At 65.1% G+C, this 18,324-nt stretch carries 14 protein-coding genes; 5 read left to right on the top strand and 9 right to left on the bottom strand.

What is annotated here, in order from left to right; genetic code table 11:
• Nucleotides 1–187 precede the first annotated feature (187 nt).
• From BRSPCE3_RS02335 to BRSPCE3_RS02325, 3 genes are all read left to right on the top strand, one after another.
• Nucleotides 188–421 carry a hypothetical protein gene (locus BRSPCE3_RS02335; protein WP_244064008.1) on the top strand — a complete coding sequence of 78 codons (234 nt, stop codon included), beginning with the start codon at nt 188–190 and terminating at the stop codon, nt 419–421.
• Nucleotides 422–730: 309 nt separating this feature from the next.
• The gene (locus BRSPCE3_RS02330; protein ID WP_244064006.1) at nt 731–1,819 is read left to right on the top strand and encodes a TRAP transporter substrate-binding protein; all 1,089 of its coding nucleotides are present in this window, start codon (nt 731–733) and stop codon (nt 1,817–1,819) included.
• A gap of 238 nt (nt 1,820–2,057) precedes the next feature.
• Nucleotides 2,058–3,146, top strand: a complete 1,089-nt coding sequence (locus tag BRSPCE3_RS02325; RefSeq protein ID WP_244064004.1) for a TRAP transporter substrate-binding protein — start codon at nt 2,058–2,060, stop codon at nt 3,144–3,146.
• A 66-nt stretch (nt 3,147–3,212) separates the two neighbouring features.
• Here the strand turns inward: BRSPCE3_RS02325 and BRSPCE3_RS02320 are convergent, their stop codons facing one another.
• From BRSPCE3_RS02320 to BRSPCE3_RS02310, 3 genes are read right to left on the bottom strand one after another with little or no spacing between them, the layout of a single operon-like run.
• A complete protein-coding gene (locus BRSPCE3_RS02320) occupies nt 3,213–4,766 on the bottom strand; it encodes an efflux transporter outer membrane subunit (protein ID WP_375709852.1) in 1,554 nt (517 codons plus the stop codon).
• A gap of 12 nt (nt 4,767–4,778) precedes the next feature.
• Entirely contained in the window at nt 4,779–8,024 is a 3,246-nt protein-coding gene (locus BRSPCE3_RS02315) for an efflux RND transporter permease subunit (RefSeq protein WP_244064002.1), read from the bottom strand.
• Between the two features lie 42 nt (nt 8,025–8,066).
• Complete coding sequence (locus BRSPCE3_RS02310; RefSeq protein WP_244064000.1) at nt 8,067–9,257, bottom strand: efflux RND transporter periplasmic adaptor subunit; 1,191 nt, start codon at nt 9,255–9,257, stop codon at nt 8,067–8,069.
• 404 nt (nt 9,258–9,661) lie between these two features.
• Between BRSPCE3_RS02310 and BRSPCE3_RS02305 the strand changes: the two genes are divergently transcribed.
• Together BRSPCE3_RS02305 and BRSPCE3_RS02300 are read left to right on the top strand one after the other, a co-directional pair.
• Nucleotides 9,662–10,336 (top strand): response regulator transcription factor, encoded by a 675-nt coding sequence (locus BRSPCE3_RS02305; RefSeq protein WP_244063997.1) that lies wholly within the window; start codon nt 9,662–9,664, stop codon nt 10,334–10,336.
• A gap of 2 nt (nt 10,337–10,338) precedes the next feature.
• Nucleotides 10,339–11,667, top strand: coding sequence for a HAMP domain-containing sensor histidine kinase (locus tag BRSPCE3_RS02300; RefSeq protein ID WP_244063995.1), 1,329 nt, complete (start codon nt 10,339–10,341; stop codon nt 11,665–11,667).
• Between the two features lie 40 nt (nt 11,668–11,707).
• On the opposite strand, the gene BRSPCE3_RS02295 is transcribed toward BRSPCE3_RS02300, so the two are convergent.
• The 6 genes from BRSPCE3_RS02295 to BRSPCE3_RS02270 all read right to left on the bottom strand — a co-directional run bounded on the left by BRSPCE3_RS02295 (nt 11,708) and on the right by BRSPCE3_RS02270 (nt 18,264).
• A complete protein-coding gene (locus BRSPCE3_RS02295) occupies nt 11,708–12,997 on the bottom strand; it encodes a M20/M25/M40 family metallo-hydrolase (protein ID WP_244063994.1) in 1,290 nt (429 codons plus the stop codon).
• Between the two features lie 150 nt (nt 12,998–13,147).
• A complete protein-coding gene (locus tag BRSPCE3_RS02290; RefSeq protein WP_244063992.1) occupies nt 13,148–14,752 on the bottom strand; it encodes a TRAP transporter large permease subunit in 1,605 nt (534 codons plus the stop codon).
• Complete coding sequence (locus BRSPCE3_RS02285) at nt 14,749–15,288, bottom strand: TRAP transporter small permease subunit (protein ID WP_244063990.1); 540 nt, start codon at nt 15,286–15,288, stop codon at nt 14,749–14,751. Before BRSPCE3_RS02285 ends, BRSPCE3_RS02290 begins: the two co-directional genes overlap by 4 nt.
• Nucleotides 15,289–15,622: 334 nt before the next feature.
• Nucleotides 15,623–16,657 carry a GTP 3',8-cyclase MoaA gene (gene moaA, locus BRSPCE3_RS02280; RefSeq protein WP_244063988.1) on the bottom strand — a complete coding sequence of 345 codons (1,035 nt, stop codon included), beginning with the start codon at nt 16,655–16,657 and terminating at the stop codon, nt 15,623–15,625.
• 280 nt (nt 16,658–16,937) lie between these two features.
• The gene (locus BRSPCE3_RS02275) at nt 16,938–17,423 is read right to left on the bottom strand and encodes a hypothetical protein (RefSeq protein WP_244063986.1); all 486 of its coding nucleotides are present in this window, start codon (nt 17,421–17,423) and stop codon (nt 16,938–16,940) included.
• Between the two features lie 160 nt (nt 17,424–17,583).
• The gene (locus BRSPCE3_RS02270) at nt 17,584–18,264 is read right to left on the bottom strand and encodes an HAD hydrolase-like protein (RefSeq protein ID WP_244063984.1); all 681 of its coding nucleotides are present in this window, start codon (nt 18,262–18,264) and stop codon (nt 17,584–17,586) included.
• Between the last annotated feature and the right edge of the window lie 60 nt (nt 18,265–18,324).

Raw genomic sequence — 18,324 nt, 5'->3', positions numbered from 1 at the left:
GGGCCGATGGGCCCGTAAAGGGCGGAGCGCGCCGGTCTTTCTTCACAGGACTGTCGCCCCGGACGATTGCTGAATCGGTTCCGGCCTGTATGTTTGTGCGGACCGGCCGAATCGTACCACTGGTCGACCAGTGGACGCGGCCGCAGGTGAAGCCGGAATTGCGGAAGGGTCGTGAGGCGACCGTCACATGGCAGCACGCGAAGCAAAGAAAGAACGCCGCAAGCATCTGACACGGGAGAAGCGCGAAGAGGCCTCCCGGCTGGCGTTCAATGTCGCGAAGAAAACCGACTCGATCGGCGAGGCTGCCGAGGCGATCGCCAAGCAGTACGGCGTCAGCAAGACGACCGCGCAAAGCTGGATCCGGCGCGGACGGCATTTGGCCGATAAAGCCAAGAAGGCGCGGGAGGCGGCGCGGCGTTGATCGCGTCAGGTCACCCGGTGGTTGAGGGTGAACCGGTCGGCCCGCACGCGGCGATTTACCGCGCGGTCGGCGCCATGGTCCCGATGCAGCCGGGACGCGCCGGCGCCGCCGCGTGAGCCTGTATTTTGCGGCTGTTTTCCTGCGTCATCAGACTTTCGTTTAATTGGCGCGGTCATGCCATTGTCGCGTTTCCGTGAGGCCGCCTTCCGTGTTAAAGGGCCGACCAGAGCGCCTCGGCAGGCGTTTGATCGTCCTGCCGGAGAACTGCTTGCGGTCACTGGGAAACGCCCCTCAAGGAGAAGCCTTACGATGAAGCGTCGTGATTTTTTGAAAGTTTCTGCGGCCGGTGCTGCCGCGACGGCGGTTGCGGCGCCGGCGATCGCGCAGTCCTCGCCTGAAATCAAGTGGCGCCTGACCTCGAGCTTCCCGAAGTCGCTGGACACCATCTATGGCGGTGCCGACCAGCTGGCGAAGTACGTCGCCGAAATGACCGACAACAAGTTCCAGATCCAGGTGTTCGCGGCGGGTGAAATCGTCCCCGGCCTGCAGGCGCTGGACGCGACTTCCAACGGCACCGTCGAGATGTGCCACACCGTGTCCTACTATTATGTCGGCAAGGACCCGACCTTTGCGATCTATGCGTCGGTGCCGTTCGGCCTCAATGCCCGCATGCAGAACTCCTGGTGGTACCAGGGCGGCGGTGAGGCACTCGGCAACGAGTTCTTCAAGAAGTTTGGTGTGATCGGCTTCCCGACCGGCAACACCGGCACCCAGATGGGCGGCTGGTTCCGCAAGGAGATCAAGACCGTCGCCGACATGTCGGGCCTCAAGATGCGCATTGGCGGCATTGCCGGTCAGGTGCTGCAGAAGGTCGGCGTGGTGCCGCAGCAACTCGCCGGCGGCGACATCTATCCGGCGCTCGAAAAGGGCACCATCGACGCCGCCGAGTGGGTCGGTCCCTATGACGACGAAAAGCTCGGCTTCCAGAAGGTCGCCAAGTACTACTACTACCCGGGCTTCTGGGAAGGCGGGCCGACCGTGCACTCCTTCATCAACCTGGAGAAGTGGAACGCGCTGCCGAAGAACTACCAGGCGATCCTGACCAACGCGACCGCCAACGCCAACAGCTGGATGGCCGCGCGCTACGACATGCAGAACCCGTCGGCCTTGAAGCGGCTGGTTGCCGGCGGCACGCAGCTGCGTCCGTTCACCAACGAAGTGCTCGAGGCCTGCCTCAAGGCGACCAACGAGCTGTGGGGTGAGATCTCGGCCAAGAACGCCGACTTCAAGAAGTCGATCGATGCCATGCAGGCGTATCGCTCCGACCAGTATCTGTGGTGGCAGGTTGCCGAATACACCTTCGACAGCTTCATGATCCGCTCGCGCACCCGCGGCTGATCGGCGTCCAGCCTTTCGGACCAGCGTTCGCGCGACGCGAACGCATTGCCCGGCCTCCGCAAGGAGGCCGGGTTTTTTGCGTCTGGCATTCGGCAGGGGGATGTTCCATGCTCGCGCCCGAAGCCTCGGCACGAAGGCGGCGTCTGATCGGTCACCGGTCATGACGGCAAAGAAAAGCGGCGCGACGATCCAAAGCAGTCGACGCTCGGACAACACAATCATACAGGGCAGGATTCACATGAAGCGTAGAGATTTCATCAAGGTCACGGGTCTCGGCGTCGCCGGTGCCACAACTGTCGCGGCGCCAGCGATCGCGCAGTCGATGCCGGAGCTGAAATGGCGTTTGACGACGAGCTGGCCGAAGACACTCGACACGCTGCACGGCGGCGCCGAGCTGATGGCGAAGGCCGTGGGCGAAGCCACCGACGGCAAATTCCAGATCCAGACTTTTGCGGCCGGCGAGATCGTGCCGGGCTTGCAGGTGCTCGACGCGGTGCAGAACGGCACCGTCGAGATGGGGCACACCGCGCCCTACTATTACTTCGGCAAGGACCCGACCTTCACTTTTGGTTCGTCGGTACCGTTCGGGCCGAACATGCGGCTGAACCAGGCCTGGTACATGATCGGCGGCGGCAAGGAGCTGCTGAACGAGTTCTACAAGAGCTACAACGTCACCTCGCTGCTCGCCGGCAATACTGGTTGTCAGATGGGCGGCTGGTTCCGCAAGGAGATCACCAGCGTCGACGACCTCAACGGCCTGAAATTCCGCATCGGCGGTTTTGCCGGAAGGGTGATGCAGAAGCTCGGCTGCGTGCCGCAACAGCTCGCCGGCGGCGACATCTATCCGGCCCTGGAGAAGGGCACGATCGACGCGGCCGAGTGGGTCGGCCCCTATGACGACGAGAAGCTCGGCTTGTTCAAGGTCGCGCCGAACTACTACTTTCCCGGCTGGTGGGAAGGCGGACCGATGCTGGTGGCGATGATCAATCTCGACAAGTGGAATGCGCTGCCGAAATACTATCGCAACGTCCTCGAGCAGGCCGGCCATTTCGCCAACAACTGGATGATGGCGCGTTACGATCAGGCCAATCCGCTGGCGCTGAAGAAGCTGCTTGCCGGCGGCACCAAGCTGCGTCCGTTCCCGCCGGCCGTAATGGAAGCCTCGTTCAAGGCGGCCAAGGAACTGCACAGCGAGGTGGCGGCGAGCAACGCCAATTTCAAGAAGGTCTACGACTCGCTGACGTCGTTCTCCAACAACGGCTATCAATGGTTCCAGGTCGCCGAGGTCGGCTACGACAATTTCATGGCGCGCCATTCGCAGGTGTGAGTGCCCACCGCATCACCGCAACGGCAAGCCCCGAAGCGATCGCTTCGGGGCTTCGCATTTGAACGCTCAGCTCTTCGACGCGACGCGGCTCTCGAACACGCAGGATCGCCAGTCGCTGGTCGCGCAATCGGTCGGCCAGCCGCCGCCCAGCGCCATGAACAGCGCCGCAGTGTCCGACAGCCGCGTCGCCTCGGCCTGGACGCGGGCGGTCGCCGCGTTGAAATAGGCTTGCTGTGCATTCAGCACGGTGACCTGGTTGATCTGCCCGAGCACGAGCTGCTGCTGCACGATGTCGAGCGTGGCCTTCGCGGTGTTCTCCGCCTTGATTGCGGCCTGCACGGCACGGGCATCGGCCTGCAGGCTGCGCAGCGCGTCGGCGACGTTCTGGAACGCGGTGATGACGGCTTGCCGGTACTGCGCCTTGGCCTGGTCGAGCGCGGCTTCGGCCGACTTCTGCTTGTGGTACAGCGTGAAGCCGTCGAACACGGTCTGCGTCGCGCTGCCGGCGACGGTGTAGAACAGCGTTCCCGGCGTGAATAGCCCGGCGAGGGTGGTGGCGCTGGTGCCCGGATTGGCGCTCAACGTGATGTTCGGCAGCCGTGCCGCGATTGCAACGCCGACCAGCGCGCTCGCCGAATGCAGATTGGCTTCGGCGGCCCGCACGTCCGGGCGCTGCGCCACCAGCGTGCTCGGCAGGCTCACCGGCAGATTGGCCGGCAGCGTGAGGCGCGCGAGGTCGAATTTCTGCAGGATCTCGTCGGCGGAGAACTGCCCGGCCAGCGCGGTGAGCAGGTCGCGCTGGATCGCGAGCTGCTTCTGCAGCGGCGGCAGCGTCTGCTCGGCCTGGGCCAACGCGGTCTCCTGGGTCAGCACGTCGACCTGCGCGGCCTGGCCGGCGTCCTGCTGGTGCTTGAGGATGCTGAGGATGTCGCGCTCGATCTTGACGATGCGTTCGGTGGCGGCGATCTGGCCGCGCAGCGAGGCCTCCTGGATCGCCGCGGTCACCACGTTGGCGGTCAATGTCAGATAGGCCGCCTCGAGCTGGAACCGGGCCTGCTCGGTGATCGCATCGAGGCTTTCGACGGTGCGGAAATTCTCGCCCCAGATATCCGGCACGAAGCTGATATTGAGCTGCGCGGTGTGCAGGGTGTAGCGCTGCTGCGACGGATCGCCGGGGCCCGCCTGCGTCGTCATGTTGGAAATCTGCTGGTCGGAGGGCGTGTAGTTGACCCCGACCTGCGGGAAGTAGAGGCCGCGCTGCGCCAGCGCGTTGTAGTTCGCGACCTTGATCGCCGCCTCGGCGGATTGCAGCGTCGGATTGTGCTCGACCGACAGGCGGATCAGCGCGTTGAGCGGCGCGGAGCGGAACGCCGCCCACCAGCGCGTCGGGATGTCGGCCCCGTTGCTGAAGCGCTGCTGTGCCAGGCGCGGACCCGCCGGATCGGTCGCGGGCGAGCGCAGCGGCTCCGGCGTGTAGCCGGCGACGGCGGGCGCCGGCGGCGAGGTGAAATTGGGGCCGACCGCACAGGCGCCGAGCATCAGCGCGCCGGTGGAAATAGCCAGCACGCGCAGGGCGGCCGTGAACGTCGGGCAGGGCATCTTGGCGCTGAGCTGGTACATCGCAGGGTGCCCCTAATGCGCGGCTTCGGGCGGGGCCGCAGCCGGCGTCTCGCTGGGCGAGGCGGCGCGCTCGCGCGACAGGAAGATCTGGCGCAGGGCGGGCGCGACGATCAACAGCAGCAGCGGACCGATGAACATGCCACCGACCACCACGGTCGCGAGCGGCCGCTGCACCTGGCTGCCGATGCCGTGCGACAGCGCCGCCGGAAACAGGCCGACGCCCGCGGACAGCGCGGTCATCAGCATCGGGCGCATGCGCTGTTCGGCGCCGTTGAACACCGCTTCCGCGATGCTCTGGCCCGCCGCGCGCAGCTCGCGGAAATAGGTGATGTTGAGGATGCCGTCCATCACTGCGACGCCGAACAGCGAGATGAAGCCGATCGCCGCCGAGATCGAGAAATCAAGCCCGGCGAAATAGAGCGCGATCAGGCCGCCGCCGACCGCGAATGGAATGCCGGCCAGTGCCAGCAGGCTGTCGCGCAGCGAGTTGAACAGGCTGTAGAGCAGCACGAAGATCAGCAGCAGTGTGACCGGCACCACGATCATCAGCCGCGCCTTGGCGGCTTCGAGATTGTCGAACTCGCCCGACCAGATCATGCGGTAGCCGGCCGGCAACGGCACCGCCTCCGCGATCTTCGCCTGTGCCTCGGCCACCGTGCTGCCGAGATCGCGGCCGCGGACGCTGAACTTGATCGGGATGTAGCGCTGGCTGCGTTCGCGATAGATGAACAGCGCGCCGGTATCGAGCGAGATGTCGGCGAGTTCGCTCAAGGGGATGTAGGCGTTGGTGCCCGACGGCGTCGCATAGGCGACCTTGATGTCGCGCACCGCGTCGATGCTCTGGCGGAATTTCGGGTCGAGCCGCACCACGACGCCGAACTGCCGGTCGCCTTCCAGCATCGTCGTGGCGTTGGCGCCGCCGAGCGCGGCCTGCACCACCGTGGTGACGTCGCCGGTGTTGAGGCCGTAGCGCGCGGTCTTTTCCCGGTTGACCCGGATGTTGAGGTTGGGCTGGCCGACCAGATGGAAGATGCCGAGATCGGCGACGCCGCGGATCTTGGCCATCTCCTGCGCGACCTTGGTCGCGAGCCCCTCGAGCACGTCGAGATTGGGGCCAACGATCTTGATCGAGTTCGCGCCCTTGACCCCCGAGAGCGCCTCTTCGATGTTGTCCTGGATGTATTGCGAGAAGTTGAAGGTGACGCCGGGCATCTCCTCGTCGAACTCCTTCTGCAATTCCTCGGTCAGCTTCTCCTTCGTCAGGCCGGGCGGCCACTGGTCGAACGGCTTGATCGGCGCGAACAGCTCGACATTGGAGAACGGCGAGGCGTCGCTGCCATTATCCGGGCGGCCGTGCTGCGACACCACGGTGATGATCTCGGGGTGCCGCAGCAGGATCTCGCGCATCTTGCGCGTCGGATCGGTGCCGGCCTCCAGTGACATGGTCGGCGGCATCGCGGCCCGGATCCAGAAATTGCCTTCCTCCAGCGCCGGCAGGAATTCGCTGCCGAGCCGGCTCGCCGCCAGCGCGCTCAGCGCCAGGAAGATGGCGCCGGCCGCGATCGCGACCTTCAGATGCGACAGCGACCAGCGCAGCAGCGGCGTGTAGGTGTTGCGCAGCCAGCGCACGATGATGGTCTCGGTTTCCTCGATGTGCCGCGGCAGCAGCAGCGACGCCAGCACCGGTGTCACGGTGAAGGTTGCCAGCAGCGCGCCGGCCAGCGCGTAGCCATAGGTGCGGGCCATCGGGCCGAAGATCTGTCCCTCGACGCCCTGCATGGTGAACAGCGGCACGAAGGCGGTCACCGTGATGGCCGCGGTGAAGAACACCGCCTTGTCGACCTGCAGTGCGCTGACGAAGATCATCCGCAGCCGGTCGGTCCAGCCCGGCGCGGGCTGGCCCTGTCGCGCGGTCGGATCGTCTCCCCAATAACCCTCGGCGAGGTTCTGCAGCACGCGCAGCCGGTTCTCGGGCGCGGACTGGAAGTTGCGGAAGATGTTCTCCATCATGATGACGGCGGAATCGACGATGATGCCGAAATCGACCGCGCCGAGCGACAGCAGGTTGGCGTCCTCGCCCTGCAGCACCAGGATGATGATGGCGAAGAACAGCGCGAACGGGATGTTGGCGCTGACGATCAGCGCGCTTCTGAGGTCGCCGAGGAAGATCCACTGGATGACGAACACCAAGAGGCAGCCGAACAGCAGATTGTGCAGCACCGTGTGGGTCGTGACGCCGACCAGCGAGCTGCGATCGTAATAGGGGACGATCTTGACGCCCGACGGCAGTGTGCCGTCGCTGTTGATCCTGGCGACCTCTTCCTCGACCTTCGGGATGATTTCATTGGTGTGCTGGGTGCGCCCCATCACGACGATCGCGGCGGCGACGTCGTCATTGCCGTCCTTTCCGGCGATCCCGAGCCGCGGCACATAACCGACCGAGACCTTGGCGACGTCCTTGATCTGGATCGGCAGGCCGTTCGACTGGGTCAGGACGATGTTCTCGATGTCCGCGACCCGATAGCCCTTGGTGACGTCGTCATCGCCGCCGGAATTGATCAGGCCGATGCCGCGGATGTTGACGGATTGCTGGCCGATCGCGATCTCGCGGCCGCCGACATTGACGTTGGCGTTGCCGAGCGCGCTGATCAGCTGCGGCACGGTGATGTTGTAGGACTCGAGCTTGGCCAGATCGCCGTCGACGTTGAATTGCTTGGTGGTGCCGCCCCAGGCGTTGATCTGCACCACGCCCGGCAGCGTCATCAGCCGGCGCGCGACGACGTAGTCCTGCAATGTCCGCAGATTGGTCAGGCCGAAATTGGGCGGGCCGACCAGCTGGTAACGGTAGATCTCGCCGACCAGGCTGGACTGCTGGATCTGCGGGATCTGGTTGCCGGGAAGCTGGACGTTTTGCGTCAGGTTGTTGGTGGCCTGCGAGAGCGCGAAATAGTAGTCGACGCCGTATTTGAAGGTGACCCGCACGAACGACAGGCCGTAGAACGAGGTCGAGCGGATGTTGACCACGCCCGGCGTCGAGTACAGCCCGACCTCCATCGGGATCGTGTAGTACTTCTCCATCTCCTCGGCGGAGAGGCCGGCGGCCTGCGCCGTGATCTCGAGGATGACCGGCGCCGGGTTCGGATAGGCCTCGATGTTCAGCCTGGTGAACGCGGCCAGTCCGGCGGCGCAGAACACCACGAGGCCGAGCACGATGACGGCGCTTCGGGTCAGACCGAATTGGAGGAGGCTCTTGATCAAGGTGCTGCACTCTTGAGCGGGCGAGGGCGCGGCTGGCGCGCGCTACCCGGTGGCCGCGTTGGCGAACTTGTTGCTGAGGAAAATCGCGCCGGTGGAGGCGACCTTCTCGCCGGCTCCGAGGCCTGAGAGCACCTGCCGCCAGCCGTCCTGCGCCATGCCCGTCGTCACCGTGCGGCGGTCGAACCTGCGGCCGTCGCTGGTGACCCACACCGTCATCGTTCCGTCGCCCTCGCGCACGATGGCGTCCAGGGGAACGCTGACCGACAGCTTTGGCGGCTCGGTTTCGATGGTGAAGCTCGCCAGCATGCCGGCGCGCAGCTTGTGCTGGGGATCGTCGATCACCGAACGCACCAGCTGACGGTGTGAGGTCGGATCGATGTTGAGGCCCAGCGTCGTCACGCGGCCGCGAAACACCTCGTTCGGATAGGCGGGCAGCTGGACCTCGACCGGTTGGCCGATCCGATAGGCCGGCGCGTCGGTCTCGATCACATTGGCGACCATCCACATCGTGGAGATGTCGGCCAGCGAATAGGGTGCCGGCGCATTGCCGGGCTGCACGTAGAGACCCGGCGCGGCATTGCGGGCGATGATGCGGCCGGAGATCGGGCTCGGCACCACCAGGATGGAATCGACCTTGCGGTCGGCGACGATGCGGTCGATCTCGGCGTCGGTCTTGCCGAAGATGCGCACCGCGTCGCGGCCGGCCTTGTAGTTGCCCTCGGCCGTCTGCTGATCGGATGTCGCCTGGTCGACGTCCTTCTGCGCGCCGCCGCCGGTCTTCAGCAGCTGCCTGACGCGCGCCAGCGTCTTGGTCTGCAGTTCGAGCACGCCGGCCGCGGCGAGCAGCGACGACTCCGCCTGCAGCAGATCGGGGCTGTCGATCGTGAACAGCCTGTCGCCCTTCGCGACCTCGTCACCGACATTGAGCGGCGTGTCGACGATCCTGCCGGGGTTCGGCGTGAAGGCCTGCACCAGCATGTTCTGGTTGAAGTCGATCGAACCGACCGCGTTCTTCAACGTCCGGAACGAGCGCTGCTCCGCGGTCATGACCTTCAACGAGGCGGCCTGCTTGTCGCTCAGCACGACGTATTGCTGCTCGACATTGACGTCTTGCGGTGCGGCTTGCGGCGCAGCCGCCTTGGCGCTGGCGAGGCCGTCGGCGTGCGTCGCGAACCAGCCGCCGGCGAGAAGCGCCGGCAGAACGGACAATGCCGCAAACCCAATATACTTCATTCGAAATGACATCGCCCGCTCGGCCAATACTGCATGAAGCTCCGCGCGAGATTCGAGGTCTTGCCGCATTGTGGCCAGCCGTCGTTGTCTCCGCGAAGACGAGGAACCTGTTATCAGGGCCAGCTGACGCCAGCCTTACACTGGCGCCGTCAACGGCGTGCTCGATGTGCGAATTTTGATTGCGGCGGGGGCGCGTTTATCTATTTTGCGTGGGACAAGCAGCGACGTCGCATAGCAAAAACATAGCGTGGTTAGCGGCAATCGCGGTGTTGTGCTTAAATGCGTGTCGTTTGCACATCGCCCTTGCCCAACGCGCGATCTGTTGCGGCGTTTGTTGCGTGGCTGGCGTATTGCGACGGGGTGTGCAAACAGAAGACCGACCGAATGAAGACAGGACTGCTGCGATGCGCCTTCTGATCGTCGAGGACAATGCCGAGCTTTCGAGGCTTCTCGCAAGCGGACTGATGGCTGCGGGATACGAGTCCGATATCGTCAACAGCGTTGCCGAGGCGCGTGATGCGCTGCGCAGCGTCAGCTATGCTGCCATGATCCTCGATCTCGGCCTGCCCGATGGCGATGGCCTGTTGGTGCTGTCGGAGCTGCGCCGCAGGAACGATCCGTTGCCGGTGCTGGTGCTGACCGCGCGCAACGGCTTGCAGGACCGGGTCAACGGCCTGCGCAGCGGCGCGGACGACTATCTGGCGAAGCCGTTCGCGCTGGAAGAGCTGGTGGCGCGGCTCGAGGCCATCCTGCGGCGGCCCGGCCAGCTGCTCGGCTCCTCGCTGAAGCTCGCCAATCTGATCTACGACACCGAGAGCAAGCAGGTGTTCGTCGACGGAGCGCCGCACGTGTTCTCCGCGCGCGAAACCTCCGTGCTGGAGATCCTGCTGAGGCGGCAGGGACGGGTGGTGCCGAAGAAGAACGTCGAGGACCACATCTTCGGTCTGTCCGGCGAGGTCGCCTCGAACGCGGTCGAGGTCTACGTGTCGCGGCTGCGCAAGCTGCTCGCCGAGCATCGCGCCAAGGTCATCATCCACACCATTCGCGGCGTCGGCTATCTGATGGCGGAGGAGAAGTAGCGGTGTTCCGCTTCAAGTCGCTGACCTCGCGGATCGTGTTTCTGCACATCGTGGCGGTCGCGGTGGCGGCGATCTTCCTGCCGCTGCTGCTGCTGTGGCTGCTGAATTCGGAGATCAATCAGCTGCATCGCGAGGCGATGCGCGATCAGGCGGCCGATCTCGGCCAGAACCTCTCGGTCGATTCTGACGGCAAGGTGCAGCTCAATTTGCCGGACAGCCTGAGGGGGCTCTATTCCGATGCCTATGGCCGTTACCGCTACGACATCTACGATGCGGACGACAACTTGCTGTTCTCGTCGCATCGCGGGGCGCCACGGCTGCCGGCCTCGGCCGACCGGATTTCTGGCGCCAGCGCCAGCAAGCTGGTCGGCGGCCAGACGCTGCGCATCCAGGTCGCCGAGGACCTGTCGCATCGCGACGTCATCATCGACGACATCGTCGCCAACTTCTTCCGGCGGGTCGGCTGGATCACCATCCCGATCCTGTTGATCCTGCTCGCGACCGACATCCTGATCTTCCGCCGCGCCGTGATTCCGCTGCTGCGGGCCTCCGAGGAAGCCAGGAGCATTGGACCGGCCAGGACCGACATTCGGCTGCCGACGGACGGGATTCCGAGCGAGATCCTGCCGCTGGTGACCGCGGTCAACCAGGCCTTCGACCGTCTCGAGGACGGCTTTCACGTGCAGCGCCAGTTCACCGCCGATGCCGCCCATCAGCTTCGCACGCCGCTCGCGATCCTGAGGACCCGGATCGAGACGCTCGATGCAGCCAAGGGGACCAGAGAGCTGCACGCCGACATCGAAAGCATGAGCCGCATCGTCAGCCAGCTCTTGGAGATCGCCGAACTCGATACGCTGGTGCTGGATCCCGCCGAGACCGCGGATCTGCGTGCGGTGTGCGCCGAGGTGGTCGGCTCGATCGCACCCTACGCGCTGGCGCAGCACAAGGACATCGCGCTGCGCGGCACCGACGGTCCGGTGCGGGTCAAGGGCAATGCCGAGATGCTGCAGCGCGCGATCTTCAATCTGGCGGAGAACGCCATCAAGTATACTGCCGACGCGACCTCGGTCGATGTCGAGGTGTACGAGAATGGTTCGGTGCAGGTGCGCGACTGCGGGCCGGGGATTGCGCCCGCCGAGCAGGGCCTGATCTTCCGGCGCTTCTGGCGCAGCGATCGTCAGCGTACCGACGGGGCAGGGCTCGGGCTCTCGATCGTGCGCGGCGTCGTCGACGATCACGATGCGACGGTCAAGGTCGAGAATCTGCCGTCGGGCGGCGCCCAGTTCACGCTGAGCTTCCGCCTCGCCAAGGCGGAGGCGACGACCGTCTGAGAGGCCTGCCCCGTGGCTGCCGTGCTGCAGACCTGCCGGCCTATTTCACCTTGCCGCCGGACAGGTCCATGATCATGCGCGTGGTCAAATACAGCCGCGGCACGATGCTGTTGATCTGCACGTATTCGGCATCGTTGGAGTGCGCGCCGAAGCCGGAGAGGCCCATGCCCTCCACCACGGCGCCCTTGGTCTTGAGGGCGGCGAATGCGGCGTCGGTGCCGCCGCCTGTGGCCCTCTCGGCCACGTTCAGCGGCATCCCGAGTTCCTGATAGATCGTCTTGCCGTGAGCCGCGATGCGACGTGAAGCGTCGTTCGCTTCGAGCGGCGGGCGGCGCACCTCGAACTTCACCTCGACCTTGGAGTCGGGCAGCAGGCGGTTCTTGATCTTGTCCTGCAGCGCCGTCTCGAGCTCGTCGAAGTCGGACACCTTGAGCGCACGCGCGTCCGCCTGGGCGGTGGCTTCGGCCGGGATCACATTGCGGTTGGTGCCGGACTTGGACACCGTCCAGTTCAGCTTCAGGCCTTGCTCGGGCTTCGACAGGTCCTTCATCTGCAGCACCTGGTGCGACAGCTCATACAGCGCATTCACGCCGCCTTCGGGCCGGGCGCCCGCATGCGACGACTTGCCGTGCACCGTGAGATAGGCCGAGCCGATGCCGCTGGTGGCGAGGCGGAGTGTGCCGCTGGCGTCGCTGCCTTCGAACGAGAACACGGCATCCTGCTCGCCGGCGACGCGGGTGATGGTGCTGCGCCAGCCGGGCGAAGAGATCTCCTCGTCGCCGTTGATCAGCACCGTGAGCGTGCCGTAGTCCTTGAAGTTCAGCTTCTGCAGCAGCGCCACGCTGTGCAGGATGGTGGCGATGCCCTGCTTGTCGTCGGCGATGCCGAGGCCGTAAGCCTTGTCGCCATCGACGCGGAAGGGTTGGTCCTTCAGCATGCCCTTGAGATACACCGTGTCCATGTGCGCGATCAGCATGATCTTCGCGCTGCCGGTGCCCTTGAAGACGGCCTGCACGGCGGGACCGATCTTCTCCGGCGTGTCGTCCAGCCGGTAGATGTCGGCGGTTTGCAGGATATCCACGGTGCCGCCGAGCTCTTTGAGCTGGCCGGCGATGCGCGCGGCGATCTGGTTCAGGCCTTCGATGTCCTTGCTGCCGGATTCGATCTGCACGAGGTCGCGCAGGGTGTCGAGCAGCGGCTGCTGCTCCTGCTGCGCCAGTGCGTGAATGTCGGCCGCCGGCGCCGCATGCGCGACAGGTGCGGCAAGCGCCAAGCCAAACGATATGATCAGCGGGCGAACGAACGAGCGGGCGGGACGCTTCTGGGGCATGGCGGCGATCTGTGCGTTGGAGGACGATCCGTACCCCGCGTCTTCACAGGCCTTGCCGCTGCCGTCAACAGCCGTGGCGCACCTCGAGCTTCGGTCCTGATGCAATCAGAACCGAAAATGCTCCAGACATGCCGAGCGCGCGGACGCCGGCTATTGCTTCGGTTGTCCGAAATCGAGCGGCGGCAGCTCGATCTGCGGCACCTCGATCTTGACCTTGTTGAGGTCGACGTCGAGCGGCTTGTCGAGCAGTCCGGTGACGACGACCGGGAACGCGATCACCAGCGCCACCATGATCGCCTGCAGTCCGATCCACGGCATCGCGCCCCAATAGATGTCGGAGCTCTTCACTTCCTTCGGCGCCACGCCGCGCAGATAGAACAGCGCGAAGCCGAACGGCGGATGCAGGAACGAGGTCTGCATGTTGACGCACAGCATCACGCCGAACCAGATCAGGGCCGCGTCGGGGCCGACCACCGGTGCCAGCACCTTCTGCGCGATCGGCGCGATCATCGGCAGGATGATGAAGGCGATCTCGAAGAAGTCGAGGAAGAACGCCAGGAAGAAGATGAACAGGTTGATGAAGATCAGGAAACCCCAGACGCCGCCGGGCAGCGACGTCAGGAGATGCTCGAGCCAGACGCCGCCGGAGACGCCGAGGAACACCACCGAGAAGCAGGTCGAGCCGATCAGGATGAAGGTGACCATGCAGGTGATGCGCATGGTGGTCTCGTAGCCCTGCTTGATCAGGTCGCGCAGGTCCGGGATTTTGACCGCCTCGATGCAGATCCAGACCACCGCCAGATAGGTGATCGCGAACGCCAGCTTGAAGATCAGGTTCTCGGTGTAGAGCATCGCGATGATGGTGCCGATGCCGCCGGCGATCACGCCTGCGATCAGCACCTTGCGGCCGGTCGCGCTGAAATCCTTGTGGTGGATCGCGGCGAGCACGATGGCGCCGACCGCGCCCATGGCGCCGGCTTCGGTCGGGGTCGCAAGGCCCATCATCATGGTGCCGAGCACGACGAAGATCAGCACCGCTGACGGAATGATGCCGAGCAGGCACTTCTTCCACAGCGCCCAGCCGGTCAGCGTGCGCGCTTCCTTCGGCACCGCGGGCAAATGGCTCGGCTTGATGATGCTGAGCAGGAAGGTGTAGCCGGCGAACAGCAGGATCTGGAACACCGACGGCCCCCAGGCGCCGAGATACATGTCGCCGACCGACTTGCCGAGCTGGTCGGCGAGCACGATCAGGACGAGAGAGGGAGGGACGAGTTGCGTGATGGTGCCGGAGGCGGCCAGCACGCCGGTGACGTAGCGAATGTTGTAGCCGTAGCGGATCATCACCGGCATCGAGATCAGCGCCATCGCGATCACCTGCGCCGCCACCGTGCCGGTGATGGCGCCGAGGATGAAGCCGACGATGATCACGGAGTAGCCGAGGCCGCCGCGGATCGGGCCGAACAACTGGCCCATCGAATCCAGCATGTCCTCGGCGAGCCCGCATCTCTCCAATATCGCGCCCATGAAGGTGAAGAACGGGATCGCAAGCAGCAGCTCGTTGGACAGCACGCTGCCGAAGATGCGGCCCGGGATCGCCTGCAGGAAGTTGAGGTCGAAGAAACCGAGATAGATCGAGAGAAACCCGAACGACAGGCCGACCGCGGCGAGCGTGAACGCCACCGGATAGCCGATCAGCATCGCAACGATCAGGCCGCCGAACATCAGTGGCGGCATCATCTCCAGCGTAATCGTCATTGCGTCGGCCTCTCGTACTTCGCGTCGATCGTCACATAGCCTTGCAGCGCGGCGATCCGCTTGATCACCTCGGAGACGCCTTGCAACGCAAGCATCACGAAGCCGGACGGGATAACGAATTTGATCGGCCAGCGCAGCAGGCCGCCGGCATTGCCGCTCATCTCGCCGACCGCGTAGGCCTGGTAGAAGAACGGCCAGGACAGATAGGCGAGCAGCAGGCAGGCCGGGATCAGGAAGAACAATGTGCCGATCATGTCGAGCCAGAGCTGGCCGCGTTCGGACAGCATCAGATAGAGGATCTCGACGCGGACATGCTCGTTGCGCTTGAAGGTGTAGGAGGCGCCGAACATCACGAGGATCGCGAACATGTACCACTGCGCCTCGAGCCAGCCGTTCGAGGAGTAGCTGAACGCGTAGCGGATCATGGCGTTGCCGGCGCTGACCAGGCAGGCGAGCAGGACGAGAAGGTTGCAGACGTAGCCGATCTTCTCGTTCAGTCGGTCGATGGCCTGACTGAGTGCCAACATTGGGCGCATCACGATCTCCGCGGTCGCGCCACGCGCGCGCCGAATATCTCAAGCATCATCTGGCCGCCGCGCGCATGCACACGGAGCCACGGCTCACCTTCAGGAGCAGTTGCAAACGTTCGTCCTCCCCCGAAATCCGCTTCCGCCGTTCTTGGCTACCGGATCGCCGGCGGGTGCCGACGGGGGGCAGCGGCCTATCCGGCCCGACTAGCGTAAAAGCTGAGGCACCAAATCAGCGCCGTGGAACGCCGTCAATCGGAAAATGGGCAAATTGACGGCGCGGCAAATCGTTGTCCCGCCTTGGTAATCGGGGGACTGAACGGCCGTCGGCGGAGGATAGGAACTAGCCGCCGGTCACGCTCATGTGGCGGCTGACGCTCGGGCGGTTGTGGCGGCGGTCGATGATGAAATCGTGCCCCTTCGGCTTCAGCCCGATGGCGCGATCGATCGCCGCCGACAGCAGCTCGTTGTCGTCGGAGGCGCGCAGCGGCCGGCGCAAGTCGGAGGCGTCCTCATGGCCGAGGCAGGTGTGCAGCGTGCCGGTGCAGGTGATCCGCACCCGGTTGCAGGACTCGCAGAAATTGTGGGTCATCGGCGTGATGAAGCCGAGCTTGCCGCCGGTCTCGGTGACCCGGACATAGCGGGCAGGGCCGCCGGTGTCGTCGGCGAGGTCGGTCAGCGTGTAGTGCTTCTCGAGCCGCGCGCGCAGCAAGGACAGCGGCACGTATTGGTCGATCCGGCCTTCGCCGATGTCGCCCATCGGCATCACCTCGATCAGGGTCAGGCCCATGCCCTTGCCATGCGCCCATTGCATCAGCGCGGGGATTTCGTCCTCGTTCATGTTCTTCAGCGCGACCGCGTTGATCTTGACCGCAAGCCCGGCCGACCGCGCCGCCTCGATGCCCGACAGCACCTTGTCGATATCGCCCCAGCGGGTGATGGCGCGGAATTTTGCGGGATCCAGCGTGTCGAGCGACACGTTGACCCGGCGCACGCCGCAATCGGCAAGTTCCTGGGCGAAGCGCGCGAGCTGCGAGCCGTTGGTGGTCAGCGTCAATTCGTCGAGCGCGCCGGTCGCAAGATGGCGCGACAGCGAACGCACCAGGCCCATCACGTTGCGGCGGACCAGCGGCTCACCGCCGGTGAGGCGGATCTTGCGCACGCCCTTGGCGACGAAGGCCGAGCAGAGGCGGTCGAGCTCTTCCAGGGTCAGGAGATCGGCCTTCGGCAGGAAGGTCATGTCTTCCGACATGCAGTAGAAGCAGCGCAGGTCGCAGCGATCGGTCACCGAGACGCGCAGGTAACGGATCGTCCGGCCGAACGGATCGGTCATCGGACGAAACAGCGTGTCGGAATGCGCTTGCGTGGATCCGTTCATTCAACCGAAGCCTTCAACCAAGCCTTCAAACCAAGGCGTTCCCATCAGGGCCAGGCCGTCACGGGCCCAGCACACGCAATCTATGCATGTTGGCACGCCGTCACAATGCGTTCCAATGGATGATCCGCAACCTGCAACGCCGGTTGCAAAGCGATAGGTGAGGCAGATCGCGCGATGCATGATCGCAATCGCCGATGTGCCTCCACAAAATACAAAAACCCGGCTTTCGGTCGGGCTCTTGTGCAGTGCAATCTCAGTCAGATGCGCGCAGCATTGCGCGTCAGCGTGTGGGCGCGGCGGCCGGCGGCGGAGCTGCAGCCGGGGCAGGGAACGCGGAGTCCGGAGCGGCGGCGGGGGCCGCAGCGGCAGCCGGCTTCGGCTTCTTCTTTTTCGGCCGCATCTGCTTGTGCGCGCGCGGCGGCGGGCCGGCCGGTTGCAACTCGGCGAACACCGGGCTCGGATCGAGCGTGGTCGTCGCCGGGCTGGTGAAGTCGCCCGGCGTGCGGGTCACCGTCACCGGCACGGTCGCCGGCTGGAACTTCGGCATGTTGAAGGTGACGGTGAAGTTGGCCTCCGGCGCCGGGACCGACACGGTGCAGGGCGTCTTGCAGCCCGGTCCGAGCGAGGTCACGGCGTCCGCACCCTGCGGCGCCGAGTCCAGCTGCACCTGCATCGGCGGCGGCGCCGACTTGAACGAATCCAATGAGAAGGAAGAGCAGCCGGCCAGGCTCAGCCCGGCGGCCGCGATTACGATGATACGACGCATGATCCACACTCTACTGCGGCAATCAGCCACAATCCCCGCGCCGACCATAAGAGCGTCGGAACAGGGGCGCAACCGGGGGAGGTCTGCTCGTTAAAGGATGGTTAATGGCAAAATCGCATGGCGAAATATTGCCAAGCGATATCAAAGTGTTGCGAAATATTTATGCCGCAATCAGGCTGGCGACGGCGTCCGGCAGATCGCGCATGTGGCTGATCAGCCGGTCCGGCTTCAGCTCGGTCATCGGGACGTCGGTATAGCCGAAATCGACACCGATCACCGGGACGCTGGCGCGCCGGGCGACGCCGACATCGGGACCGGCATCGCCGACCATGATGGCGCCGGGCAGCTTGCCGCCGGCGCGGGCGACGGTCTCGCGCAGGAACGCCGGGTCGGGCTTGGCAACGCCGAAGGTGTCCTGGCCGCAGATCGCGGCAAAGCGCGGGGTCAGGCCGAGCCGGTCGAGCAGCAGCTTCGACAGCCACTCGAGCTTGTTGGTGCAGACCGCGAAGCGATGGCCCTTGGCCGCAAGGCGGTCGAGCGCATCCTCGAGCCCGTCGAACGGGCGCGACCCGTCGGCGATGTGCTCGGCGTAATAGTCGACGAAATCCACGGTCAGGCGGTCGAGGTCGGCGACGCTGACCGCGCGTCCATCCACCTCGAGCCCGCGCTCGAGCAGCTTGCGCGCGCCGGCGCCGATCATGTTGCGGGCGGCCGACAGCGGCACCGGCCGCAGACCCTCGCGGTCGAGCACGTAATTGAGCGCGCTGATCAGGTCAGGCGCGGTGTCGACCAGCGTGCCGTCCAGATCGAATACGACGATGGGGGGAGAGGAGGCGGACATCTGTCTCTGGCTATCGGGCAGCGCGCCGCGATGCAAGAGAAGATGCTAGGGTCCCGCAAA

Source organism: Bradyrhizobium sp. Ce-3, from assembly GCF_022835695.1.
Taxonomy (GTDB): Bacteria; Pseudomonadota; Alphaproteobacteria; order Rhizobiales; family Xanthobacteraceae; genus Bradyrhizobium.
This window is presented reverse-complemented; position numbering and strand designations above follow the sequence as displayed.